Source organism: Amycolatopsis mediterranei (genome assembly GCF_026017845.1).
Classification (GTDB): Bacteria; Actinomycetota; Actinomycetes; order Mycobacteriales; family Pseudonocardiaceae; genus Amycolatopsis; species Amycolatopsis mediterranei.
The window spans coordinates 10552794-10571192 of record NZ_CP100416.1 but is presented as its reverse complement, the minus strand read 5'-3'; the positions used below and the strand labels follow the sequence as shown (position 1 = coordinate 10571192).

At 72.9% G+C, this 18399-nt stretch carries 14 protein-coding genes; 5 read left to right on the top strand and 9 right to left on the bottom strand.

Annotated features, from left to right (window positions below; translation table 11 throughout):
• Positions 1–32 precede the first annotated feature (32 nt).
• The 5 genes from trxB to murJ form a co-directional block, all read right to left on the bottom strand.
• On the bottom strand, positions 33–1025 hold the full coding sequence (trxB, locus tag ISP_RS47905) for a thioredoxin-disulfide reductase (protein ID WP_013231058.1): 993 nt from the start codon (positions 1023–1025) through the stop codon (positions 33–35).
• 79 nt (positions 1026–1104) lie between these two features.
• A complete protein-coding gene (locus ISP_RS47900; protein ID WP_013231057.1) occupies positions 1105–1914 on the bottom strand; it encodes a hypothetical protein in 810 nt (269 codons plus the stop codon).
• Positions 1911–2534, bottom strand: a complete 624-nt coding sequence (sigM, locus tag ISP_RS47895; protein ID WP_034284380.1) for an RNA polymerase sigma factor SigM — start codon at positions 2532–2534, stop codon at positions 1911–1913. Before sigM ends, ISP_RS47900 begins: the two co-directional genes overlap by 4 nt.
• 31 nt (positions 2535–2565) lie before the next feature.
• The gene (locus ISP_RS47890) at positions 2566–4161 is read right to left on the bottom strand and encodes a protein kinase family protein (protein WP_013231055.1); all 1596 of its coding nucleotides are present in this window, start codon (positions 4159–4161) and stop codon (positions 2566–2568) included.
• Positions 4162–4240: 79 nt separating this feature from the next.
• Entirely contained in the window at positions 4241–6127 is a 1887-nt protein-coding gene (gene murJ, locus ISP_RS47885) for a murein biosynthesis integral membrane protein MurJ (RefSeq protein WP_013231054.1), read from the bottom strand.
• 7 nt (positions 6128–6134) lie between these two features.
• On the opposite strand from murJ, the gene ISP_RS47880 reads away from it, so the two are divergent.
• Both ISP_RS47880 and ISP_RS47875 read left to right on the top strand, forming a co-directional pair.
• Positions 6135–6350, top strand: coding sequence for a hypothetical protein (locus tag ISP_RS47880; protein WP_141748512.1), 216 nt, complete (start codon positions 6135–6137; stop codon positions 6348–6350).
• 149 nt (positions 6351–6499) lie between these two features.
• Complete coding sequence (locus tag ISP_RS47875; protein ID WP_152607262.1) at positions 6500–6787, top strand: hypothetical protein; 288 nt, start codon at positions 6500–6502, stop codon at positions 6785–6787.
• Positions 6788–6989: 202 nt separating this feature from the next.
• On the opposite strand, the gene ISP_RS47870 is transcribed toward ISP_RS47875, so the two are convergent.
• Both ISP_RS47870 and ISP_RS47865 read right to left on the bottom strand, forming a co-directional pair.
• Positions 6990–9146 carry a DUF6049 family protein gene (locus tag ISP_RS47870; protein WP_013231053.1) on the bottom strand — a complete coding sequence of 719 codons (2157 nt, stop codon included), beginning with the start codon at positions 9144–9146 and terminating at the stop codon, positions 6990–6992.
• Positions 9143–9697, bottom strand: coding sequence for an NUDIX hydrolase (locus tag ISP_RS47865; RefSeq protein ID WP_034284381.1), 555 nt, complete (start codon positions 9695–9697; stop codon positions 9143–9145). The genes ISP_RS47870 and ISP_RS47865 overlap by 4 nt, the downstream gene beginning before the upstream one ends.
• 101 nt (positions 9698–9798) lie before the next feature.
• Between ISP_RS47865 and ISP_RS47860 the strand changes: the two genes are divergently transcribed.
• The 3 genes from ISP_RS47860 to ISP_RS47850 are packed head-to-tail and all read left to right on the top strand — an operon-like array spanning position 9799 to position 13410.
• Positions 9799–11235 (top strand): CCA tRNA nucleotidyltransferase, encoded by a 1437-nt coding sequence (locus tag ISP_RS47860; RefSeq protein WP_013231051.1) that lies wholly within the window; start codon positions 9799–9801, stop codon positions 11233–11235.
• A gap of 3 nt (positions 11236–11238) precedes the next feature.
• Positions 11239–12546: a sensor histidine kinase gene (locus ISP_RS47855; RefSeq protein WP_013231050.1), complete on the top strand. Its 1308-nt coding sequence runs from the start codon at positions 11239–11241 to the stop codon at positions 12544–12546.
• Positions 12547–12558: 12 nt separating this feature from the next.
• Positions 12559–13410: a class I SAM-dependent methyltransferase gene (locus ISP_RS47850; protein ID WP_013231049.1), complete on the top strand. Its 852-nt coding sequence runs from the start codon at positions 12559–12561 to the stop codon at positions 13408–13410.
• On the opposite strand, the gene ISP_RS47845 is transcribed toward ISP_RS47850, so the two are convergent.
• Both ISP_RS47845 and ISP_RS47840 read right to left on the bottom strand, forming a co-directional pair.
• Positions 13397–15304 carry a TNT domain-containing protein gene (locus ISP_RS47845; RefSeq protein ID WP_013231048.1) on the bottom strand — a complete coding sequence of 636 codons (1908 nt, stop codon included), beginning with the start codon at positions 15302–15304 and terminating at the stop codon, positions 13397–13399. The two genes, ISP_RS47850 and ISP_RS47845, sit on opposite strands and share 14 nt — an antisense overlap.
• A 32-nt stretch (positions 15305–15336) precedes the next feature.
• The gene (locus ISP_RS47840; RefSeq protein WP_013231047.1) at positions 15337–18393 is read right to left on the bottom strand and encodes an ADP-ribosylglycohydrolase family protein; all 3057 of its coding nucleotides are present in this window, start codon (positions 18391–18393) and stop codon (positions 15337–15339) included.
• Between the last annotated feature and the right edge of the window lie 6 nt (positions 18394–18399).

Here is an 18399-nt window from a genome sequence, read left to right as displayed (position 1 = left end):
TTCTCCTTCAGGGGTGGTTGAGCGCCGGAAAGTCAGTTGGTGCCGGGGCCGTAGCCGCCGCCGACGAGCTCGGCCGCCTCGTGCGCGTCCGAGTCGCCGTGCTCCGCGAGCCATCGTTCCGCGTCGATCGCGGCGCTGCACCCGGAGCCCGCGGCGGTGATCGCCTGCCGGTAGGTGCGGTCCACCAGGTCACCGGCCGCGAAGACGCCGTCCAGGTTCGTGAACGAGGTACGCCCCTGGGTGAGCACGTAACCGTCCTCGTCCAGCTCGACCTGCCCCTTCACGAGCTGGCTGCGGGGGTCGTGCCCGATCGCGACGAAGAAGCCCGACACGTCGAGCGTCGACTCGGAGCCGTCCTTGGTGTCCTTCAGCTGCAGGCCCTCGACCTTGCCGTCGCCGAGGACACCGGTGATCTGTGAGTTCAGCTGCCACTTGATCTTCTCGTTCGCGCGGGCGCGCTCGAGCATGATCTTGGACGCGCGGAACTCGTCCCGGCGGTGGACGATCGTGACGGACTTCGCGAACTTCGTCAGGAAGGTCGCCTCTTCCATCGCCGAGTCGCCGCCGCCGGCGACCACGATGTCGTGGTCGCGGAAGAAGAAGCCGTCACAGGTGGCACAGGCCGACACACCGCGGCCGAGCAGCTCCTGCTCGCCCGGCACGTTCAGGTACCGCGCCGCGGCACCCATGGCGAGGATGACGGCGCGGGCGGCGTACCGCTTGCCGTTCGCGTGGACGTACTTGACGTCCCCGGTCAGCTCCAGCGACTCGACGTCCTCCGCGCGCAGCTCGGCGCCGAAGCGCTCGGCCTGCTTGCGCATCTCCTCCATCAGGTCCGGACCCATGATGCCGTCGCGGAACCCGGGGAAGTTCTCGACCTCGGTCGTCGTCATCAGCGCGCCGCCGAACTGCGTGCCCTCGAACACCAGCGGTTCCAGCTGGGCTCGTGCCGCGTAAACGGCAGCGGTGTATCCGGCAGGACCCGACCCGACAATGATCAGGTTCCTGATTTCCTCGGCAGCCACCCGTGACCTCCGCTCGTAGTGACCCGTGTATCAGGCTCAACACGATCGTAAGTGGCCATGTTCCCAGCCGTGACAGCCGCTACTTCTCCCCAACGACCTTGTCGAACAGCACGGCCGGATTTCCCGGCCCGCAGTCCGCGCCGAAGGCCACCAGGCGGAACTGGGCGAGCTTGCCGGTGGTCAGGATGATCATCACCCCGGCCTTGCCGCCGACGTTCACCGGGCGGATGCCCTCCGGCCGCACCTTCGGGTCGAGCCCGGCGGCCGCGATGCAGGCGTCGAGGCGGTCCTCGTTCTGCAGCGGGCCGAAGTCGCGGACGCCGATCGCCTTGCCGACCAGGGCCTGCGCGCCGGCGCCGTCGCTGCCGACCGACGGGCCGGTCGGGGCCGGCGCCGCGACGTTGGGCGTGCCCGTCTGCTGCGAAGAGTCCGGGATCGCGATGGTCACGGCGACGACCGCCGCCGCGGCCGCGGTCAGGACGCCGGCGGCCCAGCCGAGCCGCTTGTTCCGGCGGCGCCGGGCCGCCGCGAGGTCCACCACCGGGGCGTTCCCGGGGCCGGCCGGCCCCGGTGCCTGCGTGACGCCTCGGGGCCCGGGCGATGTCCGGCCGGGAAAGGCGGCGGCTGCTTCGGCGGCCAGCGCCGCGTCCAGCCGGGCGGCGAACTCGGCGGGCATGCGCGGGGCCGGCGCCTCCGCCAGCGAGGCGAGGTCGGCCTGCGTGGCGTCGAGGGCGTCCAGGATCGCCCGGGCCTCCGGGTCGGCGTTGACCAGCGGCCACAGCTCGGCCGCCCGCGTGTCGTCCAGGACACCGGCGTGGAGATCGGCGAGCACGTCGACAGACCAGGGCGGACCGATGGTCCCCCCGATCCCCCGGCTTTCGTCCGTCATCGTCCCTCCCCGCTACCCGGCTGACGCCCGGCCCGTTTGCTTTCGTGAGTTGGGACGTTCGCAATCGCATCGGGGTTCCGCAGGTGCCCGAGAACCTTCGCGAGTTTCCCGCGGCCCCGCGCGCACCGGCTCTTCACCGTGCCCTCGGCGATGCCGAGCATCTTGGCCGTCTCGGCGACGGAGTATCCCTCGACGTCGACCAGCACGATCGGGGCACGCTGGTCTTCGGGCAGCTGGTCGAGCGCCTCGCGCACGAGCAGGCTGGTCTCCCGCTCGGCCATCGAGTCGCGCGGCGTGGCGGGCTCGTTGAAGCCGGTCTCCGGCAGCGGCACGGTCGGGCGCGCCTGGCGGCGGCGGATCCGGTCGAGGCAGGCGTTGACCACGATCCGGTGCAGCCACGTCGTGACCTGCGACTCCGCCCGGAAGTTCCCGGCCGCGCGGAACGCCGAGATGAACGCGTCCTGCAACGCGTCGGCGGCCTCTTCCGGGTCGCGGACCGTGCGCAGCGCGACCGCCCACATGCGGTCGCGATGTCGCTGGACGAGTTCGCTGAACGCATGAGGGTCCCCCGCGGCGTGAGCCGCTATCAGATCCGCATCCGTGGGAGCTGCAGCTGTCACCCGCGAGAGCCTACTGACCCTGTCGGGTGCGTCACCCCGCAGGCAGGAAGGACAAGTCGCCTATTGTGGTCATGAACTGCCCGTCCGCGTCGCCCAGCTGGGTGATCCAGACGATGAAGTACTCGCCCTGCGTCGGCTGGGCCAGCGCGATCGTCGTCTCGCCGTCCTTCAGGTCGCCGTTGCCGACCACCTTCGTGTCGGCCAGGTCGGGGTCCTTCCCGGTCGCCGACCGGATCTCGACCTTGGTGCCCGGGGTGCCCCCGATGACCTTCACCTGGCTGAGGTTGATCGGGTTTTCGAACGCGACGAGCAGCCCGACACCCGGCTTGATGGTGGGGAACTGCTGCTTGTACTTCTCGGTCCGCCACTCCGTCTCGGCCTTGCCGTCGATCGCGAACTTCGCCCGGCCGGTGTTGTCGCCCTTGCCCTCGGGGTTGTAGACGGCCACCGACAGCGGGGGCACCGCGGCGCCCACGGACGGCGAAGGCGGCGGAGCCGGGGCCGACGACGACGGCGGGGGCTGCGTCCCGTTCTGCTGGCTCGACGCCGGCGGCGCGGCGACGTTGATCGACGGCCCGCTCGCCTTCGAATCGCCCTGGAAGACGTTGATCAGCATCAGGCCGCCCCAGGCGAGGATGATCACGGTCGCGACCACCAGCACCGTGACGCCGAGGGCGAGCTTGCGCCGCCGGGCGACGTCCTTGACCGGCTTCTTCGTCGTCCAGATCGTGCCGTCCGGCTCGGCGGCCTCCCCGCCGACGGCCTTGATCAGCTGGGTGCGCTCCTCTTCCTCGGCCACCTGGTCGAGGACGCGCAGGATGGCCGCGCTGGTGCGGATGCCGCCGTTGCCGCCGTCCTCGATCGTGCGGACGGCCAGCGACGACAGTTCGGCCGGGACCGTCGGCACCAGCTGGCGCGGCGGGACGATCCGGTTCTGCGGCGTCATCGGGGCCGCCGGGATCGCGGGCGGGCCGCCGGGCAGCGCCCAGCGGCCGGTCAGCAGCAGGTACAGGACCGCGCCGAGCGCCTTGACGTCGTCGCGCAGGGTCGCTTCCGGCAGCGGGCCGGGGAACGCGAGCTTGAGCGCGCCGCTCGGCGTCAGCCGCAGGCGCTGGGGGTGATCGAGGCCGAGGACGAGCCCGTTCTGGTGCGCCTGCTCGACGGCTTCGGCCAGCGCCTGCACCATCCGCGCGGCCGCGGCGGGCGCCACCGGCCGCTGCGCGACGAGGTCGACCAGGTCGCTGCCCTTGGTCCACTCCGCGACGACGACCCCGAGCAGGCCTTCGCTCGAGGTGATGCCGCTGCCGAGGGCGAGCACGTCCAGCACGCGGGCGACGCCGCCGTGGCCGAACTTCGATGCATGGGTCGCGCGCTCCAGCGTCCGCCGGGCCAGCCGGGCGGCTTCGGGATCCGCCGGGTCGCCGACCAGCAAGGTCAGCGCGACGTCCCGCTTCAGCTGCCCGTCCCGCGCACGCCAAAGGTGCGCGTCGCCCCGCTCGTCCACGCCGAACTGCGCGAGGAGGCGGTAGCGGCCGTCGCCGACCACACGCCCGGGGGCCAGCGATCCGACCTGGGCCTTGCCCACGTGGTTCGCACCCCCCGCCTGTTCGCTCCGCCTCGTGTCCACCCGCACTCTCCCGCTAGCTCCCCGCTCCAAGGTTACCCAGAATACGACGCGGGAGTCGTCGCCTTCCGTACCGCAATCGTTACCCGCGCTTGATCAACCGGGTGAACCTCGAAGTGGCCGGCCTCAGCTCCTCGACCTTGAGGGCCATGAGCACGCCGAACGACACCACGATGCCCACCACGCTTTGGAGCAGCAGCTTCGCCCAGGCACCGAGGCGAGGCCCGAAGAAGTCCGGCACGAGCTTGCCGGCGACCCACGCCGCGGCCACCCCCAGAACGCTCGCCACGACCGTGAACAGAATCACGCCGATCACCCGCTTGCTGCGCAAGTTGCCCAGCGTCACCCAGAGCCAAACCTGGCCGAGGATCGCGCCCACCACGAACGTCAGCGCGTTGACCATCATCACGCCGAGCACGACGTTGTCCGGCGCCAGCAGCACCGGGCACAGGTACAGCAGCGGCACCTTGACCAGGGTCATCACGATCATGATCAGCGTCGGCGTGCGGGCGTCCTTCATCGCGTAGAACACCCGCATCTGCAGCATGACCAGCGCGTACGGCAGCAGGGCGAACGCCGAGATCGCCAGCGCGTCGCCGAGCCGCTCGGCGGTTTCGATCGTGCCCTTGCCGAAGGTGAACAGCGCGATGCCGATCGAGCCGCCGACCACGGTCATCACCGCGGAGATCGGCACGAGCATCACCGTCGAGATCCGGGACGCGTACGACAGGTCGCCGATCAGCTTCTTGTGGTCGCCGTCGGCCGCCGCGCGGCTCATCCGCGGCATGATCGCCGTCAGCAGGGAGACGCCGATGACGCCGTACGGCAGCTGGAAGAGCAGCCAGGCGTTGCTGTAGGCCGTCACACCACCGGGTGAACCGCTGGTCAGCACGCGCGTGTTGATCGTGTAGCCGACCTGGCTCACCGCGACGTACCCGAGGATCCACAGCGCGAGGCCGCCGAACTCCTTCATCTGCTTGTCGATGCCCCAGCGCCACTTGAACCGGAAGCCGGACCGCAGCAGCGGCGGGACCAGCAGCAGCGCCTGGGCGACGATGCCGCCGGTGACGCCGATGCCCAGCGTCAGCACCTTGGGGTCGGTGATCGACACCTGTTCGGTGTTGATGTCGCCCGGCATGATCCAGACGACCAGGATCGTGAAGATGACGACGAGGTTGTTGATCACCGGTGCCCACGCCGTCGGCCCGAAGATCTGCTTGGCGTTGAGCACGGCCGAGAGCAGCGCGAACACGCCGTAGAAGAAGATCTCCGGCAGCAGCAGGTAGGCGAACGCCGTGGTCAGCGCCGAACTGGCGTGGCCGGACCCGTCGACGTAGAGGCTCGTGAAGGCGGGCGCCGCGATCACCGCCACCACCGTGCCGACCAGCAGGAGCGAGAACGCCACCGTGATCAGGCGCTGGGTGTAGGCCGTGCCGCCGTCGGGTTCGTCCTGCGAGCGCACCAGCAGCGGCACCACCACGCTGGCGAGCACGCCACCCATCAGCAGCTCGAAGATGATGTTCGGCATCGTGTTGGCGACGTTGAACGAGTCGTTCGCGATGCCCTGGCCGATCGCGCCGACCAGCAGCAGCTTCCACAGGAAGCCGGTGATCCGGCTGATCAGCGAGGCGATGGCCATCCGGCCGGACGCCTTCGCCAGCGACGGCGCCTTGGCCGGGGCCTCCGGCGCGTCCTCGCCCGGCCGGGGCTTGACCAGCGGCCCCTTGAGCGCCGGCATGACCTGGGTGGCCAGCGCGTCGTACGGCCGCATGACGTCGGGGTCGGCGACCGGCCAGCGCGAGTTCATCGGGACGCCGGCGGTGCGCGGGATGAAGCGCGTCGCCTCCGGGTCGGGTGGGCGCTGGACCTGCGTGGCTTCCTCCTGCCACGGCCGGACCGGCGCCGGACGGCGCGAGCCGCGGCCGCGTGGCGGGACGGGCGTGCCCGGCGGCGGGGTGCCGGGGCCCACTGCCGGATTGCCAGGAGGCGGGGTCGAGGGCGGCGGCAGTGGCGGCGGCGGACCGGACGGCTGCGGCAGCCGCCCCTGGAGCGACGCGCTCTGCGGCGGCGCGATCGGCGGTGGCGGACCGGGCGGCCCGGCCGGGTTCGGCAGGTTCGGCGGCGGTACCGGCTGGACGCGGGTGGGCGCCGGAGCCGCGCCGCGCGGGGGCTGGCCGCCGCGCGGCGGCTGAGGCGGGCCCTGCGGCGGCGGGACGCGCCGGACGGGGCGCCCGTCCCGGCCGGGGCCGTCGTCGCCTACTGGACGTTGCTCGCGGACCGGACGGCCGTCTCGGGGAGGGCCGTCCTCGCCTGGCGGGCGTTCCCGGACCGGAGCCTCGTCGTGGACGGGCCAGCCGTCACGCGGGGGTCCGTCGTCGCGGACGGGGCGGGGCGGGGCATCGTCGCGAGCGGGGCGCTGGCCACGAGGGGGAGCGTCTTCGCGGCCGCGCCGCTGGTCGCGAACCGGGCGGCGGGCCGGTGCGTCGTCGCGGGCCGGGCGCTGGTCGCGGACCGTCCCGTCGTCGGGGGCCGGTATCGGGCGCGGGTGGCCGTTGCGGGGCGGCTGGCGGCGGCCGCGCTCCGGGGGCGGAGGCGGCGGCTGGCGGCGGACCGGCTGCGACGGTTGTGATGCCTTCGGGGGCCCGTCGCCCCGTTGCGGGGGCGGGGGGCCTTCGCGCCGAGGACGACCCGCACGCTCGGGTGGTAAGCCCGGCTCTCTCTCCAACGCGTGCCCAATCCTCGGTGCTTTGTCCCGGTGCCGCGGCCCGGTGCCGCGCACGTGCGGACCAAGGGTAATCGCGAACCGTCCGGAACACTCAAAGGCCGAGCGATCAGGCCACGACGTCGCGACCCGCGCGGGCGTCCTTCACCCGCCGGTAGATCCGCCGCGAAGCGAGCAGAAGCAGGGCCACACCTGCGGCGACGGTCGCGATGATGGTGATCGCGCCGTATTCGGTGGAGGTCAGTTCGAACCGCGCGGATGACCCGAGCGGGGTACCGGTCGGCGTGCGCAACGACACATCGACGCTGAACCGGCCGGCCCGCAGCGCCTCCACCGGGAGGAAGTAGTTCTTGCCGCCGCTGGCCGGGAAGAACCAGTCCTTGGCCTCCTCGGGACGCAGGCCGGTGTTGTTGTCGAGGGCGAACCGGGCGTTGATCCCGACCGGCAGGTCGTTGCTGACGTACACCGGCAGCGGCGAGTTGCCGGACGCCAGCGCGATGGTCTGCTTCGGCTGCGAGACGGTCACCCGCCCGCTGATCGCCGTCAGCTCGGCCTGGGCGTTCGTGGTCGCGGCGTCCGCGGGCAGTCCCCGCCACGCCGTGGAGGCACCACGCAGCTCGGCCAGCCGGATCGGCTCGACGACGTCGTCCGGCTTCACCCGTTTGGTCGGGTCGAGCTGCATCGCGGACGCCAGCCCGGTGGCCTTGACGTCGAGCCCGGCCAGCGTGGCGACGACGTCGGCGCCGACGCCGGTGGCCGGGGCCGGCCCGCCGTCGCCGACCGAGCCGGAGGTCGCCGGGACGGCGGCGAGCAACGTCGGCAGCGGAGTCGCGGTGACCAGGCCGGCGGTCAGGAAGTCGCCGACCTGCTGCAGGTAGGTGGTGAACTCCTCGGGCGCGGCGTCCCAGCGCCGCGGCGGCGCGACCAGCAGGTGGTCCGGCCGCTGCTGCCCCGCGGCCAGGCCCAGCCCGGCGCGGAAGGCGAGGGCACCGAGGCCGTTCTGGCCGCCGATGGCCCGCTCGGTGGTGGCGGGGACGGTGACCGAGCCGGGCACGGTCGGGACGCCCGTCATCGCGGCGGAGATCAGCGAGTCGGTCGGCTGCACGCGGACGGTGCTGCCCTGCACGGTGACCCCGCCACCGGCCGCGGCGGGCGCGAGCTTGCCCACGTCGGTGAGCAGAGTGCGCACGCCGGCCTCGGTCAGCGCGGTGAGCACCGAGGCGCTGGGCGTGCCGTCCGGCCAGAGCACCCCGGTCTGCGGGGTGACGTCGGTCAGCTCCTGGATGGTCGCGGCGCCGGTGGCCGCGCGGGCGACCAGGCCGGTGTCGCCGGGCCGGATCCGGGTGAGCGCGTCGAGGTCGGCGTCGGCGAACGGCAGCGCCACCACGCAGCGGCCGCCGACCAGGGTGCGGAGCTCGGACAGCCACGTCTTCGCCGCCTCGGCGCCCTTGCCGTCGACGTTGCCCGCGTCGGTGTGGACGAGGTAGCCGCGGGTCATCGCATCGACGGTGGCGAGCAGGTCCGGGTCGAGCGCGAAGCACATCGACTTCCCGAGGTTGGAGTTGTTCCGCACGGCCGCCGAGGCCGAAGTGACCAGCGCGTTCAGCCGGCCGTCGCCGCTGAGCTCGGCGGCCAGCCGGTCGTCGGCCAGCACCACCGGGCCGCCGTACGGCGCCGCGTAGACGTGCGGGACGTTGCCGGTCAGCGGCCACAGCAGGGTCATGCTCGGCGGCGTCCCGGTCCGCCCGCCCGCCTGCCGCCCCGGTCCGGCCAGCACCGGCATCAGCATGCTGACCGCGCCGAGCCGCGCGGGCCCGCCGAACTCGGGGGTGCCGTTGACGTTGACCAGCAGCGGGTAGACGCCGGGGCGGGCGAACCGGTCCGCCCGCGGCCCGGTCAGGGGCACGGTGAGGTTCAGCGGGGCGCTCTGGCCCGGCTCCAGCACGTCGGCGACCGGCGTGAATTCGGTCAGCGGGTTGTCTTTGACCACCGCGCCGGACAGCACGTCGCCGACCCCGCGTTCGGTCGTCGCCCGGTCCCCGACCTGCAGCCGCACCTGCGGCTTGGCGATGCGGCGGTCGCCGGTGTTGGTCACCGTGCCGGTGACGGTCAGCGACGTCGTCGAGCTCGTGATCACCCGTGGGCTGAGCCCGGCCAGGTCGACGCGCAGGCGCGCGCCCTCCTGCGCCTGGGCCACCGAGGCGCCGGCGAGGGCGGGGACGGCCAGGAAGAGGACGGACAGGAAGGTTGCGGCGAACCGCTTCACTCGGGGGCTCCCTCAGGGGCGTGCTCGTCTCGTCGGAGGACGTCCGGGCGCGCGAAAAGTTCCTTGAGCATCTGACTGGCCTTCCGGACGAGCTTGCGCTCGTCGGAGTAGGCGAGTTTGGTCTCCAGCTCGGCCAGCGGGACCCAGGCCACCTCGGTGACCTCGACGTCTTCGTCGGAAAGCTCACCGCCGAGCGCTTCGAGCAGGAAGTGGTGCACGGTCTTGTGGATGCGCCGCTTCTCGGCCACGAACCAGTAGTCGATGGTGCCCAGTGGCCGCATGACGCGCGCGGAGATGCCGGTTTCCTCCTTCACCTCGCGCACGGCCGTCTGTTCCACCGTCTCACCGTCCTCGATGTGGCCCTTGGGCAGCGACCACAGCAGTCTGCCGTGCCGGTCGAGCCGGCCGATCAGCACCGCCTGTTCGCGCTCCGCGTCCACCACGAGGCCACCGGCCGACGTCTCGTCGACCGTGGTCAGGCGCCTGCCGCGCTGACGCCTGCGCCGCCTGCGCGGCTTCGAGGCGCCGGGGCGGCCGGCTGATCCAGACATGCTGCGATGCTAGAGCAAACGGTTGCCCCGGTAGGCTGGCTCTCCGTGTCCGTGTCCGGCGGTGCCTGGAGCAATCGCACCTGGAACGTAGTGGGATTTTCGTGAACGACGTGGTCGAGAAGCAGGTGGTGGAGCTGATGCAGGTCTCCCCACTGGCGGAGGAACTGGCGGAGAGGTTCGCCAGGGCGGGACACCGCCTCTACCTCGTGGGCGGCAGCGTGCGCGACGCACTGCTCGGCCGCCGCTCCGGCGACCTCGACTTCACCACGGACGCGCGGCCCGACCGGGTGCTGAAGATCGTCAGCGGCTGGGGCGACGCGGTCTGGGACGTCGGGATCGCCTTCGGCACGGTCGGCGTGACGAAGAAGGGCATGCAGCTCGAGATCACCACGTTCCGCGCCGACAGCTACGACCGCGTCGGCCGCAACCCCGAGGTCACCTTCGGCGACAGCATCGAGGGCGACCTGCTGCGCCGCGACTTCACGGTCAACGCGATGGCCGTCGACCTGGCGTCCAAGACGTTCATCGACCCGCACGACGGGCTGAGCGCCCTGCGCGAGCGGGTCCTGGACACCCCGGCGACGCCGCAGGAGTCGTTCGCCGACGACCCGCTGCGGATGCTGCGAGCGGCCCGCTTCGCCGCGCAGCTGGACTTCGCCGCCGCGCCGCGGGTGGTCGACGCGATGACGTCGATGGCCGAGGAGATCGACCGGATCACCGCCGAGCGGGTGCAGGCCGAGCTGTCGAAGCTGCTGCTGGCGGCCGACCCGCGGCCGGGGCTGGAGCTGCTGGTCGACACCGGGCTGGCCGACCGGGTGCTGCCCGAGGTGGCCGGGATGCGGCTGGCGATCGACGAGCACCACCAGCACAAGGACGTCTACCAGCACTCGCTGACCGTGCTCGCCCAGGCGATCGACCTGGAGTCTTCGCACGAGCCGACCTCCGAGCCTGATCTGATCCTGCGGCTGGCCGCCCTGCTGCACGACGTCGGCAAGCCGGCGACCCGGGAGTTCCAGGAGGGCGGCGGCGTCAGCTTCCACCACCACGAGGTGGTCGGTGCGCGGATGGCCCGCAAACGTTTGCGGGCGCTGAAGTTCTCGAAGGAGATCGTCGACGACGTCTCCCAGCTCGTGTTCCTCCACCTGCGGTTCCACGGCTACGGCAAAGGTGAGTGGACGGACTCGGCGGTCCGCCGGTACGTCACCGACGCCGGGCCCCTGCTGACCCGGCTGCACAAGCTGGTCCGCGCCGACTGCACCACCCGCAACCGCCGGAAGGCGGCCGTGCTGCAGGCGACCTACGACGACCTCGAGGCCCGGATCGCCGCGCTCAAGGCCAAGGAGGACCTCGACCGCGTGCGGCCGGACCTCAACGGCGAGCAGATCATGGCGCTGCTCGGCCTCAAGCCGGGCCCGGACGTCGGGAAGGCGTGGAAGTTCCTCAAGGAGCTGCGCCTGGACCGCGGGCCGCTGGACCACGACGAGGCGGTCGCCGAGCTGAAGAAGTGGGCCGCGGAAAACGGCGTCGGGGACGCGTGAGGCGTGGCGGGCGGGGGCAGCTTCCTGGTGGCGCTGCTGAGGCGCGGTGCCCCCGCGATCGCCACCGCCACGAGTGAGCTGCCCGACGAGATCGCCGATCCGGCGCCGATGCACGCGCTGCGGCGCATCTCCCGGATGTCCGGGCCGATCGACCCCACCGAGCGCGACAGCCTGCTGCTGCGCGCCACCCGGTACGTCGTGCTCATCCCGCTGGCCTACCGGCTGCTCGCGGTGCCCGGCCAGCTCGGTGTCTACGTCCTCCAGCACGGCACGACCGGGCTGCTGCCGGTCGGGGTGTTCGCGCTCCTGTCGGTGGCGCTGAACTTCATCGGCCTCCGCTGGATGTTCCGCTCGGCGCCGTTCCGCGGCCGCGACGCCGGCAAGCTGCTGGCCGTCGACCTGGCCTTCACGGTGCTTTCGCCGCTGGTCATCGCACTGACCGTGCCCACGCAGGCGTACTTCGACGCGCTCGCGGTCACCAGCGTCCACGTGTACGGCGAGATCGGCCTGCTGACGCTCGCGCTGGGCCTGCCGAGCGGGCTGGTGTTCGGGCTGCTCGGCTTCCCGCTGCGGATGCTGGCGAACTGGCTGAACACCGGCCGGTTCCAGGTCGGCGCCGCGTTCTCGACGTACTCCGTGCTGCTCGCGGAGCTCTTCCTGGCCACCGCCGCACTGGTGCTGACCGGCCTCGGCACCCGCCTGGCGCTGGCCTACGGCACCCGCAACGGGCGGCTCGCCGAGCGCGCCCAGCAGCACCGGAGGCTGCACGACACCGTGCTGCAGACCCTGGAAGCGATGGCGCTGTCCGGCCCCGGTGACGCCGAGGAGCGGCTGGTGGAGATCCAGCGGCTGGCGCGGGCGCAGGCGATGGAGATCCGGCACACGATCGAGTCGGCGGCCTCCGAGCGGGCGGAGGCCGGCGCCCGGCCGCTGGGCGAGAAGCTCGCCGCGCTCGCCGCCGAGATGGCCCGCGACGGCCTGCGCGCCCAGCTCGTAGTGGCCGAGCTCGACGACGACACGCTGTCGGAGGTTCGGCAGATCGCCATCCGCGACGCCGTCCGCGAGGCGATGCGGAACACGATGAAGCACTCCGGCACGGACCGCGTCGTGGTCCGCGTCGAGGAGCGCGACGGCGGCATCGCGGTGATCACCCGCGACCACGGGAGCGGGTTCAGCGCGGCCGACCACCCCGCCGGGTTCGGCATCAGCGAGTCGATCACCGCCCGGCTGGCCGAGGTCGGCGGGACGTCGCTGGTCGAGTCGGGGCTCGCCGGGGGTGGCACGCGAGTGACGTTGTGGGTCCCGTTCTGATATGTCCTGACCATGACCTCGATCGAGCTGCTCACCGACGCCCTCGCCGCCTACCGGTCCGGTGACCGCGACCAGGCCGCCGAACTTACCGCCCAGGCCGGGCTGGCCGGCTCCACGCTGGCGGACGAACTGCGGACGTACCTGGCCGCGGACGACTCGGCGCCGGTGTACGACCAGCCGAGCGCGTTCACGGCGTTCATCCGCGGCGGCGGCAACGTCGAGCTGTACCGGGCGCTGAGCGCCGAGCTGGCCGCGAGGTACGACGCCGGGAAGCCGGATTCCCTGCTGGACCTGGGCTGCGGTGACGGCCTCGCCGTGGTGCCCGCGCTGGAGCAGGCATCGCACCTCCCGCCGCGGATCGACCTGGTCGAACCGTCGGCCGCGCTGCTCGAGGGCGTCCACGAGCGGGTGCCGTCCGCTCAGTGCTGGCAGTCGACCGCGCAGGACTTCCTGGCCCGCGACGACCTCGGCTGGGACTTCGTCCAATCGACGTTCGCGCTGCAGTCCATCGAGCCGGAGCAGCGCGCGGAGGTGCTGCGCGCGCTGCAGCCGCGGACCGGGACGCTGGTGCTCGCCGAGTTCGACGTCCCCGAGTTCGAGGAAGGCTCGCCGGAGCACCTCCGCTCGCTCGTCGAGCGCTACGAGCGCGGGGTGGCCGAGTACGGCGAAGACGCCACGCTGGTCGCCCAGGGCTTCCTGCTGCCGGTGCTGCTCGGGATCGTCTCCGGGCAGCAGCGGACGAACTGGGAGCACCCCGCTTCGGTCTGGGCCGAGCAGCTCACGACGGCGGGCTTCACCGACGTCGACGTCACCCCGCTCGCCGACTACTGGTGGTCGCCCGCCGTCCTGATCACTGCCTGCTGAGCGAGCCGGTCTCGACGTGCTGGGCGAGCGGCCGGGGCAGCAGGTGGGCGACCGCGCCACCCGGCATCCCGCCCCACGGCGCCGCCACGCCGGTCAGCACGCGGATCGCGCGCTGCGCCCGGTACAGCCGCTTCTCACGTTCGCGCTCGAACGCCAGCGCCGTCTCGACGAACCGCGAGCCGTCGGCGTGCACCAGGTTGCCGGTCTCGTTGCCGAACCGGACGACCATGGTGCCCGGCGGCAGCGTGATCAGGCGCTTGCCGCGGTAGAAGTTCAACGGCGGTTCGCCGCGCATCGGCAGGATCGGCCAGTCGGCAGGCTGGTCGGACTCCTCCGCCGGCCTCGGCGGCAGCATCAGCAGCACGCCCAGCAGGAACCGGGCCGCGTCGCCGAGCGAGCCGAACGCCACCGGCTCGTCGGACGGCGGCCGCGAAACCTCCCAGCCGTTCTCGGCGCGGCGCAGCGTCCAGACGCCTTCGACCGGCACCTCGTTGGCGCCGATCCGGTAGGCCGCCGCCGGCACGCCGTGCTCGGCGAGCCGCTGCTGGAGCAGCTCGAGGGTCTCGGCGCCACGCAGGTTCCGGACCTGCTCGCCGCGGGCGACGCGGGCGAGGGCGCGCTCGTCCGGCAGATCCGCGGCCGTCTGCGGCGGCCGCGGCTGGCCGAGGACCTCCGCCTCGGCCGTCGCGCGGACGAGTTCGCGGACGAACGGCGGCCGGAAGCCCGCCGCGCGTGCCTGTTCGACCAGCTCAGGCTCCGGCGGTACCCCGTACTTGCGCAGGTAGTGCGGCACGGCGGCGGGCCAGATCCAGGTGCCGTCGGTGTGGAACGCGTTCGGCACGTCCGGCTTGGCCCCCGGCGCGCCGAAGATGTCCGGCAGCGGCGCGGGCCGGTGCAGCGCCACCGGCGCCCGGAACAGGTAGTCGAGCAGGCCGCGGACCTGGTCCGGCGGCACCGGCGGCCGGGTGACCACCGGGCGCTCACCTTCGACGTGGGAGTCGGCGACCCGCGCGTGCCGGAACACGACGTCCAGCGGCAGCCCGGCCTTCGCCGTCAGCCACGCCGGCAGGTGCTTCGGCGCCCGCGGGTAGGTGGCCAGCTCCAGCTCGTAGGCGGCGGTCGACGGGCGGCCGCCCTCGTTGGGCGGCACCCGCCAGTCCGGCTCGCGGTCGGCGTCGAAGTCGAAGTCGAACTGCGACTGGTCGTCGAGGGTGAACGTGCCCTGGAACCACGTGCCGGCCTCGGCCTGGAACATCGCCGCCCGCAGCCGCGCGAAGAGCCCGCCGAGCTTGGGCGCGGCAGGCAGCGACACCGACACCGGGCCGTCCTCGTCGCCGACCGCGCGGACCTCGATCTCGGCGTAGTCCCCGACCTGCCGGAACTGCGCGCCGACCCGCGCCCAGCCACCGGGCACGGTGTGCAGCAGTGTCCGGCCGATGGCGCGCAGCAGCGCGTTCTGGTCGCCGGTGCCCGGCTGCGGCCGCGCCTCCAGCGTCTCGGTGAACTCCAGCCGCGTCTGCCACAGCGCCGTGACCTGCTTGGCCGGCACGGTGACCGAGAAGTCGGTCAGGCCCAGCTGGGCCGCGCGGGCGGCGTCGTCGCGGACCCAGCGCAAGGTCAGCTCCGGCCGGTCGCCCGGCGCGACCTCGAAGACCTCGCCGTCGTACTCGGCGAAGGTCCGCAGGGTGAACGTCGACGGCACCTCGCTCGCCGGCACCACCCGCGCCGGACGCCCGTCGAACTCCTTGTCGAAGCCCTCCGGCGCTTCTTCCTCCGGCAGCACGGACAGCAGCACGGTGCCGTCCGTGGTCGACCGTTGCGCGCGGTAGGTCCCCTCACCCCACGCCGCGTACAGGCCGTCCGGGCGTTCGGCCACTTCAACCCGGTTGCGCACGTTTGTCCTCCCCGTCCCCAGTAGCCCAAAACCTAGTCGACCGGGTACCGAGCGAACCACCGGTCTTCGCCCGGCGCACCCGGGCCGAATTCGGTGAGCGCGTCGTCCGCAAGGCCGACGATGACATCGCGGAGTTCCAGCTGGTCCAGCCAGCTTTGCCGCAGAGCTTCCTCGCCGTACATCGCACCGACGAGGTTGCCGCAGACCGAACCGGTCGAGTCGCTGTCGCCGCTGTGGTTGACCGCCGCGAGCAGCGCCGAGTCGGCGTCCGTGGTGGTCAGGGCGACGTACACCGACATCGACAACGCGGTCTCGCCGACGTTGCCCTGTCCGAGCCGCTCCAGCTTCTCCGGCGTCGGCGGCCCTTGCTCTGCCAGAGCCGCGTCGAGCGCCGCGCTCTGCTCTTCGTGCCCGGGATGCTTGACGAGCTCGGCCCGTGCGGTCGCCACCGCGTCGAGCAGCGGCTTTCCGTGCAGCAGCTCGTGCACGATCACCGCGAAGCAGCCCGACGACAAATACCCGCTCGGGTGACCGTGGGTCAGCGCCGCGCTCTCGGCCCCGAGCCGGAACACCTCGGCGAGGTCGTCGGACCACAGCGCGATCGGCGCCGCGCGCATCACGCCGCCGCAGCCCTTCGAGTTGTTCACCGGCCGCTCGATGGTGCCCCGGACGCCGGAGCGGCCGTACGCCTCCAGCTCGCCGAAGCAGGTCAGGCCCGGCGCGCGCCGGCTGAACAGCTCCTGGTGGGTGATCAGCCAGCCGTCGGCCACCTCGACCGCCGACTGCGGGCCCCGGGCCCGGTCCCACGGGACGCCCTGGGTGTGCAGCCAGCGCTGGTAGGCCAGCTGCAGCGAGTGGACGACGTCCGCGGACCCGGTCCGGCGCTCCTGAGCGTGGGCCCGGATCAGCGCTTCGAGCGTGAAGAGCGTCATCTGCGTGTCGTCGGTGACCCGGCCGACGCCGCCGTACGCGGGGATGAAGTCGGTGATGCCGTCCGGCCCGGCGATCTCCCGGATCCGGTCGATCGAGTCGAACTCGGTCTTCGCGCCCAGCGCGTCGCCGATCGCCCCGGCCAGCAGGCTACCCCGCAGTCGCGATCGCAAGTTCGGTCCCGTCGGTTCCGGGGTGAACCGGCCGCTCGGGTACCGGCGCTCCCAGCGTGCGTGTTCCGCGGTCTCCGTCTGGAGCCCGTTGCGGTTGAAGTACCAGAAGACGTCGCTCGCGACGTCGTCGAGCAGGCCGAGGTCGGGCAGCTCGGTGGCCCAGGGCAGGCCGGGCACGCCGACCCGGGCGCCGACCAGCGCACCGGCGATCGCCCCGGCCACCGGCCCGGACCGCGCGGCGAGCCGGATCGCGGCTTCCGGGTCGTAGCCGCGCTTGGCCGCGGCGAACAGCGCGCGGCCGAGCACCGACCGGACGCTCCGGCCGTCGCCGATGGACTCCAGCTGCGTGACGTCGTCGGCGTCGCGGTCGGCGCGCAGCGCCAGCGTCGACACCGCCAGGTCGCCACCCACCTCGTGCAGGCGGACGTGCACCGGCAGCGCGAACGCCTCCCGCGTCAGCAGCGCCTGGAACAGGGAAACCAGCAGCTCGACGCCCTCGGTGACCTCGGCGCCGGCCGCGCTGCCGGTCAGCTCGCGGGCAACGTCCTTCGCGTACCGCTCGCCGTCGACGTCCGCCAGTGCCACGGCCCCCGCCGGGGTCGCGGCCAGCGCCGTGGCCAGCAGCGCGGAGAACTCGGCGGGTGGCGGGCCGGCGTGCCGGGTGGCGACGGCGAGCCAGCCGGCCGGGTCCGGTCCGGGCAGGGTCGCCGGGACTTCGCCGGTCGGCATCGGCGGCAGGCCGCGCAGCACGCTGTCGGTGTGGAACAGCAGGTGCCGCGTCAGGCCGCCCAGGGGCAGGGGGTTCGCCGGGTCCGCGCCGCCGCCCAGGGCGTCGCCGATCGCGAAGCCGACGTACGCGCCGACGATCCGGTGCCACGCGAAGCGGTCGGCCGGCGTCCCGAAGGCGGAGAACTTCCCGAACGTCCACGGCACCGGCCGCGGGCGCGCGTTTTCGTCCACGTGCGCGATCAAGCCGTTCGCGCCCAGGTCCGCAGGCCATTCCGGCTCCTGGCCGGCTCGGCGGCGGACGCCGTTGCGGTACTGCCAGGCGAACCCGCGCAGGTACCGGACGCACTCGCCGGGCGTCAGTTCGAAGTGCTGGTCGCGGGCGTGGTCCAGCGCGTACCGCAGGTGCCGTTCCAACAGGTCGGAAGGCTCGACGCCGAACTCCGCGACCAGCGCGGGCAGCGCCGCGGCGACCTCGGGCCCGGCTTCCGGCGCGGGCTCCTCGACCGGGGGCCGGGGCGCGGTCTCGGCACCGCGGACCGCGGCCAGCTCGGCGGCGGTCAGGCTGCGGACCAGGCCGGTGCCGGGGTCAAGCGTCAGCCCCGACGACGGCGGCAGCTCCCGGACGGGCACCCGCCATCGGCGCGGGTACCGCCCGGGCACCTTCGCCGACGAGCTGTAAGCGATGACTTCGAGCCCGCCCGTGCCGGGAACCGGCCGCAGCAGCGGCTCGCCGGTGCCGAGCAGGGGTACCAGCACTTCGCAGTCCAGCAGAGCACGGACGAACTCGGCGCGGCTGATCCAGTTCGCGGCCAGGTAGTTCAGCAGCTTCTCGGCGTCGGTCGTCGGCACCGGAAAGCCGCGCCAGACCGGGCCGGGGGTGTACTGCTCGTTGACCCGGTGCTCGCCGTCCGTCCGGATCCAGCTGCGGACGGCCCGCACCGGGAGGTCCAGCTCGGGGAACGCCTTCTCGTCGAATTCGGGGTCGACGTCCGGCCGCCACTCGGCCTCGGCGGGCGTGCTCGCCATCGCCGGCCGGTCGACCCCGATCTCGCCGCCGTCGTCCGGCACGAGGACCACCGGGCCGGGGAACAGACCCGCGCCGATGTCGGTGCCGTCCAGGTAAGCGGCCGCGTTGACCGTGAAGCTCCAGCCGTCCGGGCGGCGCGCGGTGAATTCCGGCCGGATCCGCAGCCGGTCACCGCCGGGCTGCGCGCACAACCACTCCCGCGCGCGAGCGGCGGCTTCCTCTTCGTCCATTCTCCC

Bases quoted from the DNA above. Each gene is read 5' to 3' on its own strand.
- ISP_RS47850 (WP_013231049.1), top strand. From the start codon at position 12,559: ATGACCTCGATCGAGCTGCTCACCGACGCCCTCGCCGCCTACCGGTCC.
- ISP_RS47840 (WP_013231047.1), bottom strand. From the start codon at position 18,393: ATGGACGAAGAGGAAGCCGCCGCTCGCGCGCGGGAGTGGTTGTGCGCG.
- ISP_RS47865 (WP_034284381.1), bottom strand. From the start codon at position 9,697: ATGTCTGGATCAGCCGGCCGCCCCGGCGCCTCGAAGCCGCGCAGGCGG.
- ISP_RS47900 (WP_013231057.1), bottom strand. From the start codon at position 1,914: ATGACGGACGAAAGCCGGGGGATCGGGGGGACCATCGGTCCGCCCTGG.